Origin of the sequence: Halovulum marinum (genome assembly GCF_009697225.1) — a bacterium.
GTDB classification, from domain to species: Bacteria; Pseudomonadota; Alphaproteobacteria; order Rhodobacterales; family Rhodobacteraceae; genus Halovulum; species Halovulum marinum.
The window spans coordinates 60,399-77,949 of sequence record NZ_WIND01000009.1; the positions used below are offsets into that span (position 1 = coordinate 60,399).

16 protein-coding genes and 1 tRNA gene are annotated in these 17,551 nt (G+C 68.4%); 9 read left to right on the forward strand and 8 right to left on the reverse strand.

Going from position 1 to position 17,551, the window contains the following annotated elements; genetic code table 11:
- The first annotated feature begins 8 nt into the window (after window positions 1-8).
- Window positions 9-1,301 carry a nickel-dependent lactate racemase family protein gene (locus tag GE300_RS12570; RefSeq protein WP_154446924.1) on the forward strand — a complete coding sequence of 431 codons (1,293 nt, stop codon included), beginning with the start codon at window positions 9-11 and terminating at the stop codon, window positions 1,299-1,301.
- Between the two features lie 118 nt (window positions 1,302-1,419).
- Entirely contained in the window at window positions 1,420-2,904 is a 1,485-nt protein-coding gene (locus GE300_RS12575; protein WP_233416980.1) for an NAD-dependent succinate-semialdehyde dehydrogenase, read from the forward strand.
- Window positions 2,905-3,488: 584 nt separating this feature from the next.
- On the opposite strand, the gene GE300_RS12580 is transcribed toward GE300_RS12575, so the two are convergent.
- The 3 genes from GE300_RS12580 to GE300_RS12590 form a co-directional block, all read right to left on the reverse strand.
- The gene (locus GE300_RS12580) at window positions 3,489-4,178 is read right to left on the reverse strand and encodes a helix-turn-helix domain-containing protein (protein WP_154446925.1); all 690 of its coding nucleotides are present in this window, start codon (window positions 4,176-4,178) and stop codon (window positions 3,489-3,491) included.
- Between the two features lie 55 nt (window positions 4,179-4,233).
- The gene (locus GE300_RS12585; RefSeq protein WP_154446926.1) at window positions 4,234-4,548 is read right to left on the reverse strand and encodes a hypothetical protein; all 315 of its coding nucleotides are present in this window, start codon (window positions 4,546-4,548) and stop codon (window positions 4,234-4,236) included.
- 135 nt (window positions 4,549-4,683) lie between these two features.
- Window positions 4,684-5,385 (reverse strand): GntR family transcriptional regulator, encoded by a 702-nt coding sequence (locus GE300_RS12590; protein ID WP_154446927.1) that lies wholly within the window; start codon window positions 5,383-5,385, stop codon window positions 4,684-4,686.
- A gap of 135 nt (window positions 5,386-5,520) precedes the next feature.
- On the opposite strand from GE300_RS12590, the gene GE300_RS12595 reads away from it, so the two are divergent.
- The 7 genes from GE300_RS12595 (at window position 5,521) to GE300_RS12625 (ending at window position 13,072) form a co-directional block, all read left to right on the forward strand.
- A complete protein-coding gene (locus GE300_RS12595; RefSeq protein ID WP_154446928.1) occupies window positions 5,521-5,808 on the forward strand; it encodes a UxaA family hydrolase in 288 nt (95 codons plus the stop codon).
- Between the two features lie 5 nt (window positions 5,809-5,813).
- The gene (locus GE300_RS12600) at window positions 5,814-6,995 is read left to right on the forward strand and encodes a UxaA family hydrolase (protein WP_154446929.1); all 1,182 of its coding nucleotides are present in this window, start codon (window positions 5,814-5,816) and stop codon (window positions 6,993-6,995) included.
- A gap of 3 nt (window positions 6,996-6,998) precedes the next feature.
- The gene (locus tag GE300_RS12605; protein ID WP_154446930.1) at window positions 6,999-7,928 is read left to right on the forward strand and encodes a hydroxyacid dehydrogenase; all 930 of its coding nucleotides are present in this window, start codon (window positions 6,999-7,001) and stop codon (window positions 7,926-7,928) included.
- Window positions 7,921-8,934 (forward strand): Ldh family oxidoreductase, encoded by a 1,014-nt coding sequence (locus GE300_RS12610; protein WP_154446931.1) that lies wholly within the window; start codon window positions 7,921-7,923, stop codon window positions 8,932-8,934. The genes GE300_RS12605 and GE300_RS12610 overlap by 8 nt, the downstream gene beginning before the upstream one ends.
- 84 nt (window positions 8,935-9,018) lie before the next feature.
- On the forward strand, window positions 9,019-9,966 hold the full coding sequence (locus tag GE300_RS12615; protein WP_154446932.1) for a Bug family tripartite tricarboxylate transporter substrate binding protein: 948 nt from the start codon (window positions 9,019-9,021) through the stop codon (window positions 9,964-9,966).
- Between the two features lie 95 nt (window positions 9,967-10,061).
- On the forward strand, window positions 10,062-12,038 hold the full coding sequence (locus GE300_RS12620) for a tripartite tricarboxylate transporter permease (RefSeq protein ID WP_154446933.1): 1,977 nt from the start codon (window positions 10,062-10,064) through the stop codon (window positions 12,036-12,038).
- Window positions 12,039-12,055: 17 nt separating this feature from the next.
- Window positions 12,056-13,072 carry a YeiH family protein gene (locus tag GE300_RS12625; RefSeq protein ID WP_154446934.1) on the forward strand — a complete coding sequence of 339 codons (1,017 nt, stop codon included), beginning with the start codon at window positions 12,056-12,058 and terminating at the stop codon, window positions 13,070-13,072.
- A 49-nt stretch (window positions 13,073-13,121) separates the two neighbouring features.
- On the opposite strand, the gene GE300_RS12630 is transcribed toward GE300_RS12625, so the two are convergent.
- From GE300_RS12630 to GE300_RS12650, 5 genes are all read right to left on the reverse strand, one after another.
- Window positions 13,122-13,198, reverse strand: a tRNA-Pro gene (locus tag GE300_RS12630).
- A 15-nt stretch (window positions 13,199-13,213) separates the two neighbouring features.
- Complete coding sequence (locus GE300_RS12635) at window positions 13,214-14,239, reverse strand: DMT family transporter (RefSeq protein ID WP_154446935.1); 1,026 nt, start codon at window positions 14,237-14,239, stop codon at window positions 13,214-13,216.
- Complete coding sequence (gene leuB / locus GE300_RS12640) at window positions 14,211-15,305, reverse strand: 3-isopropylmalate dehydrogenase (RefSeq protein ID WP_154446936.1); 1,095 nt, start codon at window positions 15,303-15,305, stop codon at window positions 14,211-14,213. Before leuB ends, GE300_RS12635 begins: the two co-directional genes overlap by 29 nt.
- A 285-nt stretch (window positions 15,306-15,590) precedes the next feature.
- Window positions 15,591-16,727 carry an endonuclease/exonuclease/phosphatase family protein gene (locus tag GE300_RS12645; protein ID WP_154446937.1) on the reverse strand — a complete coding sequence of 379 codons (1,137 nt, stop codon included), beginning with the start codon at window positions 16,725-16,727 and terminating at the stop codon, window positions 15,591-15,593.
- Window positions 16,724-17,524: a hypothetical protein gene (locus GE300_RS12650; RefSeq protein ID WP_154446938.1), complete on the reverse strand. Its 801-nt coding sequence runs from the start codon at window positions 17,522-17,524 to the stop codon at window positions 16,724-16,726. The genes GE300_RS12645 and GE300_RS12650 overlap by 4 nt, the downstream gene beginning before the upstream one ends.
- Window positions 17,525-17,551 lie beyond the last annotated feature (27 nt).

The following is a 17,551-nucleotide window of genomic DNA, read 5'->3' on the forward strand; positions in this document are numbered from 1 at the left end:
GGGCGCGGATGCCGATCGAGATGCTGTATGGAAAGGGCCATCTTCGGCTGGAACTGCCGCAGGGCGCGGTCCCGCACCTGATCGAGAAGCCGCCGTTTCCGGCCACGGAGCCGCCTGCGCAGCAGATCGGCGCGGCCTTCGCCGCACCGGTCGCGGCCGCGCCGCTGGCGCGGCTGGCGCAGGGCCGGACCTCGGCCTGCATCCTGATCTGCGACATCACCCGGCCGGTGCCGAATCACCTGTTCCTGCGCCCGATGATCGAGACGATGATCGCCGGCGGCATCCCCGCCGGGCACATCACCGTGCTGGTCGCCACCGGCCTGCACCGGCCCAACGAGGGCGCGGAACTGGCCGCGCTGGTCGGCGATCCCTGGGTGCTGGAGACCGTCACCGTCGCCAATCACTTCGCGATGAACGACGACGACCACGTCGATCTGGGCACCACCACGGGTCGCGGCGTGCCGGTGAAGATCGACCGCCGCTTCGTCGAGGCCGACCTGCGCATCGCCACCGGCCTGGTCGAGCCGCATTTCATGGCCGGCTATTCCGGCGGCCGCAAGGTGATCGCCCCCGGCGTCGCCCATCACGAGACGATCCGCACCTTCCATTCCGCCCGCTTCATGGAAGACCCCAACGCCCGCGAGTGCAACCTGCACGCCAACCCGCTGCACGAGGAGCAGCTTGAGATCGTCCGCATGGTGGGCGAGGTCTATGCGCTGAACACGGTCATCGACGACCGCCGCAACCTGGTGTTCGCCAGCTTCGGCGAGATCGTCGAAAGCCATCTTGCCGCGGTAAAATTCGTCCGCGGCTTCACCGAGATCCCGGTCGGACGGACGTTCAGCACGGTGGTGACGTCCTCGGCCGGCTACCCGCTGGACCAGACCTACTACCAGACGGTGAAGGGCATGGTGACGCCGCTGGACATCCTGAAGCCGGGCGGCACGCTGATCATCGCCTCGCACTGCGGCGAGGGCATCGGCTCGGCGCATTTCCGCGCCGCGCAGCAGCGGCTGGTGGCGATGGGGCCAGACGCCTTCCGCGACAGCCTGCTGCAGAAGGCGCTGGCCGACGTGGACGAATGGCAGACCGAGATGCAGCTCAAGCCGATGCGCGCGGGCCGGATCCAGCTGTTCACCGAGGGGTTGAGCGCGGACGACCTGGCCGTGACCGGGGTGGAACCGATCACCGACCTGGCCGCCGCCATCGCCGCCAGCATCGCCGCGCATGGCGACCCGGACGTGGCCGTGATCCCCGAGGGGCCCTATGTGGTTCCCCTGTCGGCCGCGACCGCGGCCTGACCTCACGATTTTCGCGCGGACCGTTGAAGGATCCGCGCGCGCACCTTTCGTTGAAGGTGGAAGCAGCGCGCCGCCGGACCCCGGCGGCACCCCGCACAAGCACAGGAGGAGTATTCCCATGCCCGACGCAAGCACCCCGATGCCCGACCTGAACCTGAAGGATCCCGGCCTTCTGACCGACGCCAACATGATCGCCGGCGAATGGGTCCGCGCGCCCAAGGGCGGCGACGGCATCGACGTGACCAACCCCGCCGACCGCTCGGTCATCGCGCGGGTGCCGAAGGTCTCGGCCGAGCAGCTGAAAAAGGCCATCGCCGCCGCCAAGGCCGCCATGCCCGCCTGGGCCGCCCGCCCCGCCAAGGAGCGCGCCGCGCTGCTGCGCAAGTGGTACGAGCTGATCGTCGAGAACGCCGACGATCTTGCGAAGATCCTGACCGCCGAGCAGGGCAAGCCGCTGGCCGAGGCCAAGGGCGAGATCCTGTCGAACGCCGGCTACCTGGAATGGTTCGCGGAAGAAGCCAAGCGGCTGTACGGCGACGTGATCCCGACCCCCTCGACCGACCGGCGGATCCTGACCCTCAAGCAGCCGGTCGGCGTCTGCGCCGCGATCACGCCCTGGAACTTCCCCAACGGCATGATCACCCGCAAGGCCGGCCCGGCGCTGGCCGCCGGCTGCCCGATCATCGTCAAGCCGGCCTCGCAGACGCCGCTGTCGGCGCTGGCGCTGGCGGTGCTGGCCGAACGCGCGGGCATTCCGGGCGACATCTTCCAGGTGGTGACCGGCAAGGCGTCGGACATCGGCACCGAGTTCTGCACCAATCCGGACATCGCCAAGATCACCTTCACCGGCTCGACCGAAGTCGGCCGCAAGCTGCTGCGCGACAGCGCCGACCAGATCAAGAAGCTGTCGCTGGAACTGGGCGGCAACGCGCCGTTCATCGTGTTCGAGGATGCCGATCTGGATGCGGCGGTCGAGGGCGCGATGATGGCCAAGTTCCGCAACTCGGGCCAGACCTGCGTCTGCGCCAACCGCATCTACGTGCACGAGGCCGTGGTCGAGGAGTTCACGAAGAAGCTGACCGAGAAGGCGGCCGGGCTGAAGCTGGGCCGTGGCGAGGACGAGGGCACCCAGCAGGGCCCGCTGATCGACGATGCCGCGGTCGCGAAGATGGAGGAGCATCTGAAGGACGCGCTGGACAAGGGCGCGACGCTGCACACCGGCGGCGAGCGGTCGGAGCTGGGCGGCACCTGGTTCAAGCCGACGGTGATCTCGGGCGTGACGCAACAGATGAAGCTGGCGCACGAGGAAACCTTCGCGCCGCTGGCCCCGGTGATCCCGTTCCGCGAGGAAGCCGAGGCGATCGCCATGGCCAACGACACCGAGTTCGGCCTGGCGGCGTATTTCTACACCCGCGACCTGGCCCGCACCTTCCGCGTGGCCGAGGCGCTGGAGTCGGGCATGGTCGGCATCAACACCGGCCTGATCGCTTCGGAAGTCGCGCCCTTCGGCGGCGTGAAGCAGTCCGGCCTGGGCCGCGAAGGTTCCAAGTACGGCATCGACGAGTATGTGGAGATCAAGTACCTGGCCGTGGCCGGGATGTGAGACGAGCACTAGTGTATGAAATCGGCCGCGCCTTCGGGGCGCGGCCATGAGTAGTTCGGTAACGCCGTCTGCTATGCGGGACTTTGCTGCTGTTCAACATGACGGAGGCAATGACCGCTTCCAACCCAAAGCGCTCAATGGTTCATGCCGCAGGACCAGCCACTGAAAGCTCTTCGCGGTTGATCGAGCAATCAATCTGCGAGAGCTTCGGAAATTCTCAATCCGCCTCTCACACATTGTGCCGATCAATTAGAGAAGAGCGATGACTCCCGGTTGTGCAATGGCAACCAATTGCCGCATGAAAATGGCCTGCGGAACGACGAGAGCTTCTGCTCCCGGGGTTCCACAGGCACCCACCCCATACCCCTTGGATAGGAGGAAGCGCGCGACCTGTCAGGAACGCGCCTTGCCCCTTCCGTTCGGACCTTCGAAATCGCGGCGGCGCAGGGGCGAAATGGCCCGCTGCGCGGCTTTGCCTTTCGGCGGCGACCCCTGACACGTTCAACCCTCCGGGTTGACGCCACATGCAGCCATTTTGGCGGTCATTGGGTGTTCGAGGAAGTTACTGGCACGTCTCGGAAAACTCAAGCTTGTTCAGCTTCGGACACTTCGTCGGACAGGGTTTCGAGACCATCGACAACATAGCCATGTTTCATCAAGGCGAGCGTCGTCAGGAGTCCGAGGCGCTCCAATCCCAAATATTCAATTTTCCGATCCATTTTGCAGCAACTATAAAGGTTGATCGTCCATTCAAGAAGCTTTTCCTGATCCACGAGAAGCGCGTTACCCTTTTCCGGCAAGCACCATGGCATGTCTCTGCTGCGAAGATTGACCACATTGTACTTGTCTCGCGTTTTGGGCAGATGGCCCGAGGCACGTTCGATCACCAACGCGAAGCGACCTCTCATGACCTCCTGCACTGAAACGCGGACTGCTTTGTGAGGCTGTGCATTTGTCTCGCTTCCTTCAAAGGCTTCCCGCAAGAGGAGCCTTCCGTCGACCTTCAGGAACATCGAGGCGGAGGGGGAGCAACCACTCGGGATTTCTCGCTGATACAACTGGAAGGGTGGCCGCTCCATCCTGTCGCCGAATCGCTTCAGCAGCGGCTTTACCTGATCCAGCCGGGCTCGAGATACCCCTTTCTTCCAACGGCTGACCGTCGTCTGGTCAACCCGGCACAGCCTCCCGATCTCTACTTGGGTGAGGCCAGACTTGCTCGCGATATTTACCAGCCGCTGGGTCTGCTCGTATTCCGGCCCCTTGTGTTTCGGCATTCTTCCCTTCTTTCGGATATCTGAGGGTGGGACGCTGCGCGCCCCACCCGTATTCTCATGGTTTCTTCGGAGTGCCGGGACGCTGGTTCGGGTTCAATTGCTGGCCCCGATTGCCTTGGTTCTTCGCGTGGGTCTTGTTCTGCCCCGACGTCCCCTTGTTGGCATTTTTCATGTCGGCAGCGTGGTTCGGCTTTTTCATCATGCTCTCCATTGGCATCTGGTTGACGATGAAGACTTGATGGCTTTCCCAGGTCATAGATTGAACGCGTACGCGCTGCATAAAAGCGCATACTTCGGCATAATGGCAGTTTTTTGCAGTTTTAAGCTCATTTGGCGTGGACATTACCTGGACATACGAGTGTTCAAACATGCCTCTCGATCAGATGACGTTGCGCCATCATTTGGATGCGAGCGACCGCTTCCTGCGCAAAGCCACCTTCTGAGCATCCGGCACTTCGGGCTCAAGGCGGACACTTCCAGCTCCTTTTTGTTGCCACCTACCCCGTCAAGACAAAGACACCGCGTAAACCTGATCCTCAGTCACGCAGTGCGAGCGGCGTAGCTCCACGCACCGGTCCAGGACGTCGATGGCCTGGCGCTCGACGTGCAGGACCGGGGTGCCGGGGGCGATTTCCAGCGCCTTGGCGACCGGGGCGTCGGCCAGCGTGGCGCGGAGCGACTCCTCGGCGCGGGTGATGATGATGTGATAGGCCTGCTGGTAGAGTACGTAGAGCGTGTTCGGCAGCGGCGCGCGCTCGAACAGGCCGGGGAACAGACGGGCCGGGACGACCGAGACCTCGTGCGCGACGCGGCGGCCGTTCAGGCTGCGGACGCGCTCGACCTCCACCACCTCATCGGGCTCCCCGAACAGCGCCGCGGCCTCGGCGGGGGTGGCGGGGCGGCGGGCGACGTGTTCGGCGACCAACTCGGGGCGGACCTGGGCGCCGTCGGGGTTGCGCAGCCGGAAGAAGTTGAACAGCGAGGTTTCCGGCGTGCGCACGGTGACGAAGGTGCCGCGGCCCTGGACGCGCTGCACCAGCTGGCGGCCCTCCAGCTCGATCAGCGCCTTGCGCGCGGTGCCCTGGCTGACGCCAAGCTCGGCGCCGAGCTGGGTCTCGCTGGGCAGCATCGCCCCGGGGGGCAGCGCACCGGAGGCGATTCGCTCGACGATCGTGTCGATCACGACGCGGTAGAGTGGCCGCTCCATCGGCTTCCCCTTGTTTTCATGGCTTCTGGCACGCGGACCGGCCGCGCCACAAGTCTTATACAATATCTCTTGTATAAGACATAGGATGCATGTTAGCCAGTCGCCAACATCCAGCACGTAGAGGAGGAGACTGCCTTGGGCATTCCACAACTTCTGGTCCATGACCACGAGGACAATGTCGGCGTCGTCGTCGTCGAAGACCTGAAAGCCGGCACCGAGATGCTGTGCGTCGTCACGCACGACAACTCGGACTTCAGGCTGACCGCGAAAGCGGACATCCCGATCGGCCACAAGGTCGCGCTGAAGGACCTGGCCGAGGGCGACACCGTCATCAAGTACGGCGAGGACATCGGCCGCATGACCGGTTCCGCCGAAAAGGGCGGCCACGTGCATACCCAGAATTGCAAAACGAAGCGGTGGTAACAGACATGGCACTTGATTTCAGCACAGCGACCGTCAACGCCTGGCGCCGCGAGAACGGCCGCGTCGGGGTCCGCAACCACGTCCTGATCCTGCCCGTGGACGACATCTCGAACGCCGCCTGCGAGGCGGTGGCGAACAACGTCAAGGGCACGCTGGTGATCCCGCACGCCTACGGCCGCCTGCAGTTCGGCGAGGACCTGGAGCTGCACTTCCGCACCATCATCGGCACCGGCGCGAACCCGAACGTCGCCGCCGTGGTCGTGATCGGCATCGAGCCGGAATGGACCAAGATCATCGTCGACGGCATCGCCAAGACCGGCAAGCCGGTCCAGGGCTTCTCGATCGAGCAGAAGGGCGACCTGGAGACGATCCGCCAGGCCAGCTGGAAGGCGAAGGAATTCGTCCACTGGGCGACCGAGCTGCAGAAGGAAGAGTGCCCGGTCTCGGACCTGTGGGTCTCGACCAAGTGCGGCGAGAGCGACACGACCACCGGCCTGAGCTCGTGCCCGACGGTCGGCAACATGTACGACAAGCTGCTGCCGCACGGCATCTATGGCTGCTTCGGCGAGACCTCGGAGATCACCGGGGCCGAGCACATCTGCGAGAAGCGCGCCGCCACCCCCGAGGCCGCTGCCAAGTTCAAGAAGATCTGGCAGGCCTACACCGATGACGTGATCGAGGCGTTCAAGACCAACGATCTGTCGGACAGCCAGCCCACCAAGGGCAACATCCTGGGCGGCCTGACCACGATCGAGGAAAAGGCGCTGGGCAACCTGGAGAAGATCGGCAAGACCTCGACCTACATCGACGCGATGGGGCCGGCCGTGGCGCCCGAGAAGGGGCCCGGCCTGTATTTCATGGACACCTCGTCGGCGGCGGCGGAATGCGTCACGCTGATGGCGGCTGCCGGGTACGTCATCCACACCTTCCCCACCGGGCAGGGCAACGTGGTCGGCAACCCGATCGTTCCGGTGATCAAGATCTCGGGCAACCCGCGCACCCTGCGCACCATGTCCGAGCACATCGACGTCGACGTGACCGGCGTTCTGACCCGCGAGATGACCATCGACCATGCCGGCGACGCGCTGATCGAGATGATCATGCGTACCGCCAACGGTCGCCACACCGCCGCCGAGGCGCTGGGGCACCGGGAGTTCTCGATGACGAAACTGTATCGGTCCGCCTGATCGATGAAGATCGTCATCTCGGAATTCATGGACGAGACGGCGCTGGAGGAATTCGGCGCCGGGGACCGGGTGCAGTATGCACCCGGTCTTGTCGATGACCGCCCCGCCCTGCTGCAGGCGGTCGCCGACGCGGATGCGCTGATCGTGCGCAACCGGACGCAGGTGAACACGGAACTGCTGGAGGCCGCCCCCGGACTGCGCGTCGTCGGCCGTCTGGGCGTGGGGCTGGACAACATCGACCTGGACGCCTGCAAGACGCGCGGCATCGCGGTCTGCCCGGCGACCGGCGCGAACACGCTGTCGGTGGCCGAATACGTCATCGCCGTCACGCTGTCGCTGCTGCGCCGGGCCTATGCCGCGAACGCGGCGATGATCGCGGGGGACTGGCCGCGCAACACCCTGATCGGCGGCGAGGCCTCGGGCCGCTGCATCGGCCTTTGGGGTTACGGCGGCATCGCCCGCGCGGTGGCCGATCGCGCCCGCGCGCTGGGCATGAGCGTTGCCGCGATGGACCCGTACCTGCCTGCCGACGACCCGGCGTGGGCCGGGATCGCGCGCTGCGAAACCCCCGCCGATCTGCTGGACCGCGCCGACGTGCTGTCGCTGCACGTGCCGCTGACCGACGAGACCCGCAACATGATCGACGCCGACGCCATCGCGCGGATGCGGCCGGGCGCGATCCTGATCAACACCGCCCGCGGCGGCATCGTCGACGAGGCGGCGCTGGTGATGGCGCTGGTGTCCGGAAAGCTCGGCGGCGCCGCGCTGGACGTCTTCGCCACCGAGCCGCTGACCGCCGCCGCCGGCTCGATGTTCGACGGCGTGCCGAACCTGATCCTGACGCCGCACATCGCCGGGGTGACCGACGAGGGCAACGTCCGCGTCTCGTCGGTCACGGTCGAGAACGTCAAACGGGAGCTGTCGCATGGCTGACGCAATCCGCCTGCCCATTGCCGAGGCCGAGGATCTGGTCGCCCTCGCGCTGCGGGCGAACGCGGTCTCGCCGGCCAACGCCGCCACCGTCGCCCGCGCCCTGGTCGCGGCCGAGGTCGACGGCCAGGGCGGCCACGGCTTCAGCCGGGTGGCGTCGTATGCGGCGCAGGCGCGCTCCGGCAAGGTGGACGGCAATGCCACGCCGACGGTCGAACGGGCCGCCGCCGCGCTGCTGACCGTCGATGCCGGCCACGGCTTCGCCTTCCCCGCCATCGACGCCGCGATCGAGCAACTCGCGCGTCTGACCCCGGAAACCGGCATCGCCGGCGCCGCGGTCCGCCGCTCGCACCATTGCGGCCAGCTGGGCGCCCATGTCGAGCGGCTGGCCGGGCACGGGCTGGCGGCGCTGATGGTCGGCAACTCGCCCAAGGCGATGGCGCCCTGGGGCGGCGCGTCCGCGCTGCTGGGCACCAACCCGATCGCCTTCGCCGCGCCGCGCGGCGCCGGCGAGGCGCCGCTGGTGATCGACCTGTCGCTGTCCAAGGTGGCGCGCGGCAAGGTTCTGGCCGCCGCCAAGGCCGGCAGGCCGATCCCCGAGGGCTGGGCGCTGGATGCGGACGGCCATCCGACCACCGACCCGCAGGCGGCACTCAGGGGCACGATGATCCCGATGGGCGACGCCAAGGGCGCGGCGCTGGCACTGGTGGTCGAGATCCTGTCGGCGACGCTGACCGCCGCGAACCATTCGCACGAGGCCAGCTCGTTCTTCGACGCCGAGGGCGATCCGCCCGGCGTCGGCCAGCTGATCGTCGCCTTCGACGTCTCGCGCGCCAGCGGCGGCAGCTTCGCGGGCCGGATCGAGCAGCTGCTGGGCGAGATCGCGGCGCAGGGCGGCGCGCGCATTCCCGGCACCCGCCGGCTGGCGGCGCGCGCGGCCTGCCGGCGCGACGGCGTCGCGGTGCCCGCACATCTGCTGGCGGAAATCACCGCGCTCGGCGACAACTGAGACAGACACCCGCCCGGTTCGGCAGGACCAGGGCGGGTCCATCAACAACGACTGCCGCAGACATCATTTTCAGTGGAGGAAACCATGTTCAGAACCACGATCGCCGCACTTGCCGTCAGCCTGATCGGCGCGGCCGCCCAGGCGCAGGACTTCCCCTCGGGGGCGGTCGACTACGTCATCCCGTTCGGCCCCGGCGGCGAGTCGGACATCACCGCACGCTTCCAGCAGCCGTTCTTCAAGGACAAGTTCGGCGAGGACCTGGTCGTGTCCTACAAGCCCGGCGGCGGCGGCGCGGTCGGCTGGTCGCAGCTGAACTCGATGCCCGGCGACGGCTCGGCGATCATGGGCGTGAACCTGCCGCACATCATCGTCAAGCCGAAGCAGGGCAATGTCGGCTTCCAGACCGAGGACATCGTCACCGTCCACATGTTCCACTACACCCCCGACGCCATCGTGGTGACGGCGGACAGCCCCTACCAGACGCTCGACGACCTGATCGCCGACGCCAAGGCGAACCCGCGCGCCGTGACCCTGTCGGGCTCGGGCAAGGGCACGGCGAACCACCTGGCGCAGGTGATCTTCGACGAACTGGCCGGGATCGAGACCACCTATGTCTCGTTCCAGGGCACCGGCGCATCGACCACCGCCAACCTGGGCGAGCAGGTCAAGGCGCAGTGGGGCTATACCACCGTCGGCGCGGCGCAGGGCGACAAGGTGCGGATGCTGGCCGTGGCGATGGAGGAACGCCACCCGGCCTTCCCCGACGTGCCGACCTTCCGCGAGCTGGGCTACGACATGGTCTCGGGCGCCTATCGCGGCGTCGCGGTGCCGAAATCCACCCCCGAGGAGATCCGCCAGCAGGTTGCCGAGGCGATCTCGGAGATCAACGCCGACCCCGAGTTCCAGAAGAAGATGCTCGACGGCGGCTTCGCGCTGGTCAACCTGCCCTACGGGCCGGAGCTGGACGCGTTCATGGCCGAAAAGACCGAAGAGTACCTGGCGGCCGCCGAATCGGCCGGGGTGCTGAACTGACTACCGCGCCTGGGGCCGGCGCACGCGCTGCGCCGGCCCCTTTTCGTGCCCGGCCGGCGGTCCGGGCCTGACCGATTGGGGCAGAGGGTCTCGGAATGCTCGACTATCTGGTTTCGGCGTTTTCGCCGCTGAACATCGTGCTGGCGCTGCTGGGGGTGGCGGCGGGCACCGTGATCGGCTCGATCCCCGGGCTGACCGCGACGATGGCGGTGGCGGTGCTGGTGCCGATCACCTTCTCGATGGCGCCGGAAAGCGCGCTGATCCTGCTGGGCGCGATCTATACCGGTGCGATCTACGGCGGCGCCTATGCGGCGATCCTGCTGAACACGCCCGGCACGCCCTCGGCCATCGGCACCACCTTCGACGGCTATCCCATGGCCAAGCGCGGCGACGGCGACCTGGCCGTGTCGATCGCCTGCCTGTCCTCGGTCGCGGGCGGGCTGGTCGGCGCGCTGGCGCTGCTGCTGCTGGCCCCGCCGCTGGCCGAGGCCGCGCTGGCCTTCGGCCCGGTGGAATACTTCTGGCTGGCGATCTTCGGCCTGTCGCTGATCGCGGCGCTGTCCACCGGGGATTTCCTGAAGGGCATGATCGGCGCCGCCTTCGGCCTGCTGCTAGCCACCATCGGCATTTCCGAGACCAGCGCCGAGGTGCGCTTCACCTTCGGCTCGAACACGCTGCTGGGCGGGATCGAGATCGTCTCGGCGCTGATCGGACTCTACTGCATCCCGGTGCTGATCAATCTGGTCGCCACCCCCGACCGGCACCTGGACGCACCGGCCGAGACCACGGGCTTCCGCCTGCCCGAGGCGTTCGCCGTGATGCTGCGCAACAAGTTCAACCTGGTGCGAAGCTCGGTGATCGGCACGCTGGTCGGCGCGCTGCCGGGCGCCGGCGGCTCGATCGCCGGGCTGGTCGCCTATTCCGAGGCCCGCCGCACCGGCCGCGACGCGCCCCCTTATGGCGAGGGCAACCCCGGCGGCATCGTCGCCACCGAATCGGCCAACAACGCCACCGTGGGCGGCGGCTTCATCCCGACCCTGGTGCTGGGCATTCCCGGCACCCCGCCCGACGCGGTGATCCTGGGCGCGTTGCTGGTGCAGGGCGTGCGCACCGGTCCGTCGCTGTTCTCGGACGGCTCGAACATCGTCTACACCTTCATCTTCGGCCTGTTCCTGGCGACGATCCTGATGCTGCCGGTGGGCCTGCTGATCGGCCGCTTCGCCTACGGCGCGATCTCGCGCGCGCCGAAGGCGGCGCTGGTGCCGGTGGTGGCGTTCATGACCGTGATCGGCGCGTTCGCGATCCGCAACTCGCTGGCCGACGTCGGCATCATGATCATTCTCGGCGTGGTCGGCTGGCTGGCGACGCGCCGGGGCTTCTCGGTCTCGCCGATCGTGCTGGGGCTGATCCTGGGCCGGATCGCCGAGCAGGGCTTCGTGCAAAGCTGGACCATCGGCTCGGCGATCGGCAACGTCTGGGCGCAGTTCTTCGGCCGGCCGCTGTCGATGGTGATCATCGCGCTGACGCTGCTCAGCTTCCTCTACCCGTTCATGCCGCAGCTGCGCGTCTATCTCGCGCGCCGGAACGGCACCGCCCCGGCGAAGGAGACGGCGCCTCGCGCCCCCGGCCGCGCGATCGGGCTGGAACTGGTCGCGCTGGGCGTCTTCGCCGCCATCGCCCTGCTGGTGATCGTCCAGTCCACCACGCTGAACCCCGAAGCGGCCGTATTCCCCCGCACCGTCGCCATCGGCATGCTGGCGCTGTGCGCGCTGGCCGTGGCGCTGACCCTGCGGACCGGCCGCGCCACCCTGCCGGGCGAGATGCAGGGCATGGCCCGCCGCGCCACCGTGCCGGTCGCCATGCTGGTGGCGGTCGCGCTGATCCCGGTGCTCGGGTTCATGGTCGGCGGGCTGCTGATGGCCGCGGTGCTGATGCTGGCTGCGCAGCACGAACGCCTGTCCGCCGCCGGATGGGCCGCGCTGGCCGCCGGCGTCGGGCTGACGGTGGCGCTGTTCACCGTCGGCTTCCGCTCGGCGCTGAGCGTTCCGCTGCCCACCGGCGCGTTGTTCTGATCCGTGGAAAGGACCCCATGACACCGACGACAACCGCCGCCGCCAGCGCCGCCGCGCGGCTCTGGCCGGGCCTGCTGGTCTGCGGGCTGATCGCGCTGGCCGCGCAGTTCCTGTCCGACCACTACGGCGCGCCGGCGATGCTGATGGCGCTGCTGCTGGGCCTGTCGATGCACTTCCTGGTCGAGGACGGCCAGCGCAGCGCGCCCGGCATCACCTTCGCCTCGAAGACGGTGCTGCGGCTTGGCGTGGCGCTGCTGGGCGCGCGGATCAGCTTCGAGGTGTTCGCGGAACTGGGCTGGGGCGTGATCGCGCTGATCGTCGGCGCCCTGCTGGCGACGGTGGTCGTCGGCTTTGTCGGTGCGCGCTCGCTGGGCCGGGGCTGGCGGCTGGCGGTCCTGACCAGCGGCTCGGTGGCGATCTGCGGGGCGTCCGCCGCCATGGCGATCGCCGCGGTGCTGCCGCGCAACGAGTTCTCCGAGCGCAATCTCAGCTTCACCGTCTTCGGCGTCACGCTGCTGTCCACCGTCGCCATGGTCGCCTACCCGATCGTCGCGCAGGCGCTGGGGCTGTCGGACATCGCGGCGGGCGTGTTCCTGGGCGGCACGATCCACGACGTGGCGCAGGTGGTCGGCGCGGGCTTCTCGGTTTCGGATACGGTGGGCGAGACCTCGACCACGGTGAAGCTGATCCGGGTGTCGATGCTGGCGCCGTTCGTGCTGATCCTGACGCTGGTGATGCGCCGTGCCGGGCTGGCCGAGGTCACCGGTGGCAAGGCGCCGCCGATCGTGCCCGGCTTCGTGCTGGCGTTCCTGGTGCTGGCGATCGCGAACTCGGTCGGGCTGGTGCCCGCTGCCGTTCAGTCGGTGCTGTGGGCGCTGTCGAAATGGGCGATGCTGACCGCGATCGCCGCCGTCGGCGTGAAGACCGAACTGAAGCGCATCGCCCAGATCCCGCCGCAGTCGGTCGTGCTGATCCTGGCCGAGACGCTGTTCATCGCCGGCTTCGTGCTGCTGGGCGCGCTCTGGCTGTTCTGAGACGCAGCAGGGAATGAAAAAGGCGCCCCGGAGGGCGCCTTTTCTCATCTGGTCGGAGTGGCGAGATTCGAACTCACGACCCCTGCCTCCCGAAGACAGTGCTCTACCAGGCTGAGCTACACTCCGACCGTGGCAGGTCGATTATACGTCCGGCGGCGGGTTTGCAAGGGGGGATTCAGGCCCCCGGCGCCGTCCCAGCAGGATGCCGATCCGCGGCAGGGTCCCGGTGTCCTGGCGCAGGTGCAGCGTGCGCAGCACCGGCCGGGTGAACGAGGCTTTCGGCCTGCCCTCGCGCCAGAGGATGTAGATGCCGCTGCCGATGATGATCGCCGCGCCCAGCACCACGTTCGCCTCGGGGCGCTCGTCGAAGAAGATCGCGCCGTAGGCGCTGGCCCACAGGATCTGGCTGTACTGCATCGGCGCGACCACCCCCGCCTCGCTGCGGCGGTAGGCATGGATGATCAGCACCGTGCCCAGCGCCCCCATCACCGCCACCGCCGCGACCATGCCCAGGTCCAGCGCCGGCATCGGCCGGTAGACGAAGGGCAGCGCCGCGCCCATGACCACGAAGTTCGCCGCCATCGGGTACAGCAGCAGCACCACGCCGCGCTCGCCGTTGCCCAGGCGGCGCACGATCAGCGCGGCCAGCGCGCTGCCGGTCGCCGCGGTCAGCGCGGCAAGGTGGCCCAGCGACAGCGGGTTGGCGCCCGGCTGCAGCACCACCATCACCCCGATGAAGCCGGCGATGACGGCGATCACCCGGCGCAGGCGGATCGTCTCGCCCAGCATCGGCACCGCCAGCAGGGTGATGATCAGCGGAGCCGCGAACAGGATCGCGTAGGTCTGCGCCAGTGGCAACACCGAGAAGGCGTAGAACGCGCACAGCCCGGTGACGACGGTCGCCGCCGTGCGCAGCACGGTCCAGCCCGGATGCCTCGGGCGCAGGTTGGCGTCGGTGCGGTCCCCCAGAAGGGCGATGGTGACCACCGGAAAGCCGAACAGCACCGAAAAGAAGATTATCTGGACCGGCGAATAGGTCGCGCCCAGCGTCTTCACCAGCACGTCGTGCGTGGCGAAGACGCCGAACGCCAGCAGCGCGATCACCGCGCCGGCGTGGCCACCCTTCAGCACGCCCGCGTCAGGCGTCGAGCGCGGCGACGATCGCATCGCCCATCTCGGAGGTCGAGACCGGCGCGCGGCCTTCCTCGCCGATCAGGTCGGCGGTGCGCAGGCCCTGCGCCAGCACGGTGTTGATCGCGGCTTCGAGCCTGTCGGCCTCGGCGCCCATGTCGAAGGAATAGCGCAGCGCCATGGCGAAGCTGAGGATGCAGGCGATCGGGTTCGCCTTGCCCTGCCCGGCGATGTCCGGGGCCGAGCCGTGCACCGGCTCGTACAGCGCCTTGGGCCGGCCGTTCGCCATCGGCGCGCCGAGGCTGGCCGAGGGCAGCATGCCCAGGCTGCCGGTCAGCATCGCCGCCAGATCGGACAGCAGGTCGCCGAACAGGTTGTCGGTCACGATCACGTCGAACTGCTTCGGCCAGCGGGTCAGCTGCATCGCGCCGGCGTCGGCATACATGTGCGAAAGCTCGACGTCCGGATACGCGGTGTCGCCGATCTTCTGCACCACCTCGCGCCACAGCACGCCCGATTCCATCACGTTGGCCTTTTCCATCGAACACAGCTTGTTGCTGCGCTTGCGCGCCATCTCGAAGCCGGAGCGGGCGACGCGCTCGATCTCGGATTCGGTGTAACGCTGGGTGTTGATGCCGACGCGCTCGTTGCCTTCGTTGATGATCCCGCGCGGCTCGCCGAAATAGACGCCGCTGGTCAGTTCGCGGATGATCATGATGTCCAGACCCGCCACCACGTCCTTCTTCAGCGACGAAAAGTCGGCCAGCGCGTCGAAGCACTGCGCCGGGCGCAGGTTGGCGTAGAGGTCCATTTCCTTGCGCAGGCGCAGCAGGCCGCGCTCGGGCTTCACCGAGAAGTCGAGCGCGTCGTACTTCGGGCCGCCCACCGCGCCCAGCAGGACGGCGTCGACCTCCTGCGCACGGGCCATGGTGTCGTCGTGCAGCGGCGTGCCGTGCTTGTCGTAGGCGCAGCCGCCGACCAGATCCTCGGATACCTCGAAGTCCTGTCCCCGCGCGTTGAACCAGTCGATGACCTTGCGCACCTCGGCCATCACTTCGGGGCCGATGCCGTCGCCGGGCAGGATGAGAAGGGTCTTGGTCATGGAGCGGCTCCCGCTGAATGTGATCAGCTTCGCGTAGCCATTTGTGCGGGGGTGGTCAAGGAAGCGTCCCCTGCGTCAGGTGCGGACGCAGAGGCCGGCCATTCCGCGCTCCGGCCGGCCGGGCAGAGCGGTTGCGCTGCGCCTCGCGCCGGGTCGCGGGCCGAAGATGCGCGATCTTCGGGGTCACGCCGCACCCCCGGCTGTCCACCTGTTCCAAAGGCCGGTGCCGATGTTCCGCCCCGACCCCGACGACGCGGCGTCCGGTCGCCTGCCGGCGGCCAGGGCTCAGGGCAACACCACGTCCACCCAGACCAGCCGGTGGTCCGAGGCCGCGGCCGCCGCGTCGTGATCCGCCTCGCCGGGGGCCGGCCAGAACACGCCGGCGTCCTCGACCGCAAGCGACGCCGCCGGCAGAACGTAGTCGACCCGCAGATTGCCCGGCCCGCGATCCTCGCGCCAGTCGGCTGTGTCCAGCGCCGCCGGGCCGGCATGCCGCCGGTTCGGCCCCGCCTGATCCGCGGCAGCGGCGACGCCGCCGGCACTGCGCGGGGCGGAATCCTGCACCGCCGGGTGATCGAGCAGCGCCCGGACCGCCGCGCGCCGGCCGTCGCCGTCGAACGGGTCGGCGTTCAGATCGCCCAGCAGCACGAACGGGGCGTCGGTCCGGCTGGCCTGCCGCCCCTGGTCGTCGGTCGGCGCCCAGCCGTCGAGATAGGCCAGCCAGAAGCCGATCTCGTCGCGGTTCCGCAGCCCGTTCAGGTCCTCGGGCCCGTCGAACACCGGCGGCGTCGGGTGCGACGCGAACAGGCGCAGCGGCCCGGCCGGAGTCTCGACCGCGACATCCCAGTGCGATTTCGACGACAGCCGCATCGCCGCCTGCGCCTCGGCCGAGGGAAACGGCTCGCCGCCTTCGGTCCGCGGCAGGGTCGCGCCGGGCAGGTCCGCCCAGCGCAGCGCCTGGAAGGTGCGGGTGCCGTCCGCGTCGATCGGGTGCCGCGACAGCACCGCCATCGCGTACTGGCCCGGATAGTTGCCGTAGCCGAAGGCGTCTCCGGGGCCGGTCGCCGCGCCGTCGCCGTCCAGGTCCAGCCCGCTGGGCAGCCCGGTGTTGGACGGCGCCGCGAACAGGTGCGGGTAGTCGATGCCGTCCGGACCCGTGGCCAGCAGATCGCGGAATGCGCGCAGCGCCGCCGCGCCGCCGTCATAGTCGAACTCGTTCACCAGCAGCACGTCGGGCCGGACGCGGCGGATCACCGTCGCCACCGCATCGATCTGCGCATCCCCCTTGCGCAGCTCCTTCAGCAGCACCCCCGGCCCCGAGCGGCTGAGCGCGGCGTTGTAGGTCGCGATCCGAAGCGTCTCGGCCCACGCGGGGCCGGCGACCAGCACCGCCGCCGCGACCAGTGCCGGCGCCCACCTCATATCGCGCGCGTGCGCCGCACGAGATAGGCCACCTTCAGCACCGCCGCGCCGCGGATCACCATCGAGCCGGCGCCGAACGCCCAGAACGTCAGGCCCCAGACGAATGGCTGGTAATTCGACAGCACCGACGGGTCGAACCAGCCGCCGGCCCGCGACAGCAGCACCGGCAGCAGGTACAGGAACGCCAGCCCCGCCAGCACGTTGACCATGCCGTCGCGGTTCAGGCGCCGCTCGACGTCGCGGCCGTAGCCGGGCTCGAAGGTCGGCAGGTTGATCCAGAGGTTGAAATCGCGCCGCCCGACCGGCCAGTGGAAGATCCAGAGCAGCGCCGCGAAGAACAGCATCGACGCGAAGGTGACGATGAAGCTGACCGCCGCGCCGCGCGTGATCAGCAACTCGAACGCCGGATCCTCGCCGGCGGCGATGGTGCTGCGGGCGATCCGCACCGGGCTGGCGGGGAAATCCAGCGCCGCGACCGCCCGGTCGGCGAACGCGAGCACCTCGGCCGAGAAATTGTCCTGCCCCTCGATCGCGCGCGCCAGGAACACGAGGCACAGCACCTGCACCGAGAACGCGATGAAGCGGACGCGGTTGTAGGGCGGCGCGAAGCGGAAATCGATCAGGCCGGGGTGGGTCGAGGCGTATTCGAAGACCGTGAATGCTGCCGCGATCCCGGCGACGATCAACGAGATTTCCTGGCTGGCGACGCTGGCCCCGGGCAGCAGGAACGCCGGCGCGACGATGATCAGCACGACCAGCAGCGCACGGGCGCCGGCGCCGAGCAGGCGCGCGATCATCCCGCCGCCCCTGCGCCGGAGGCGGTC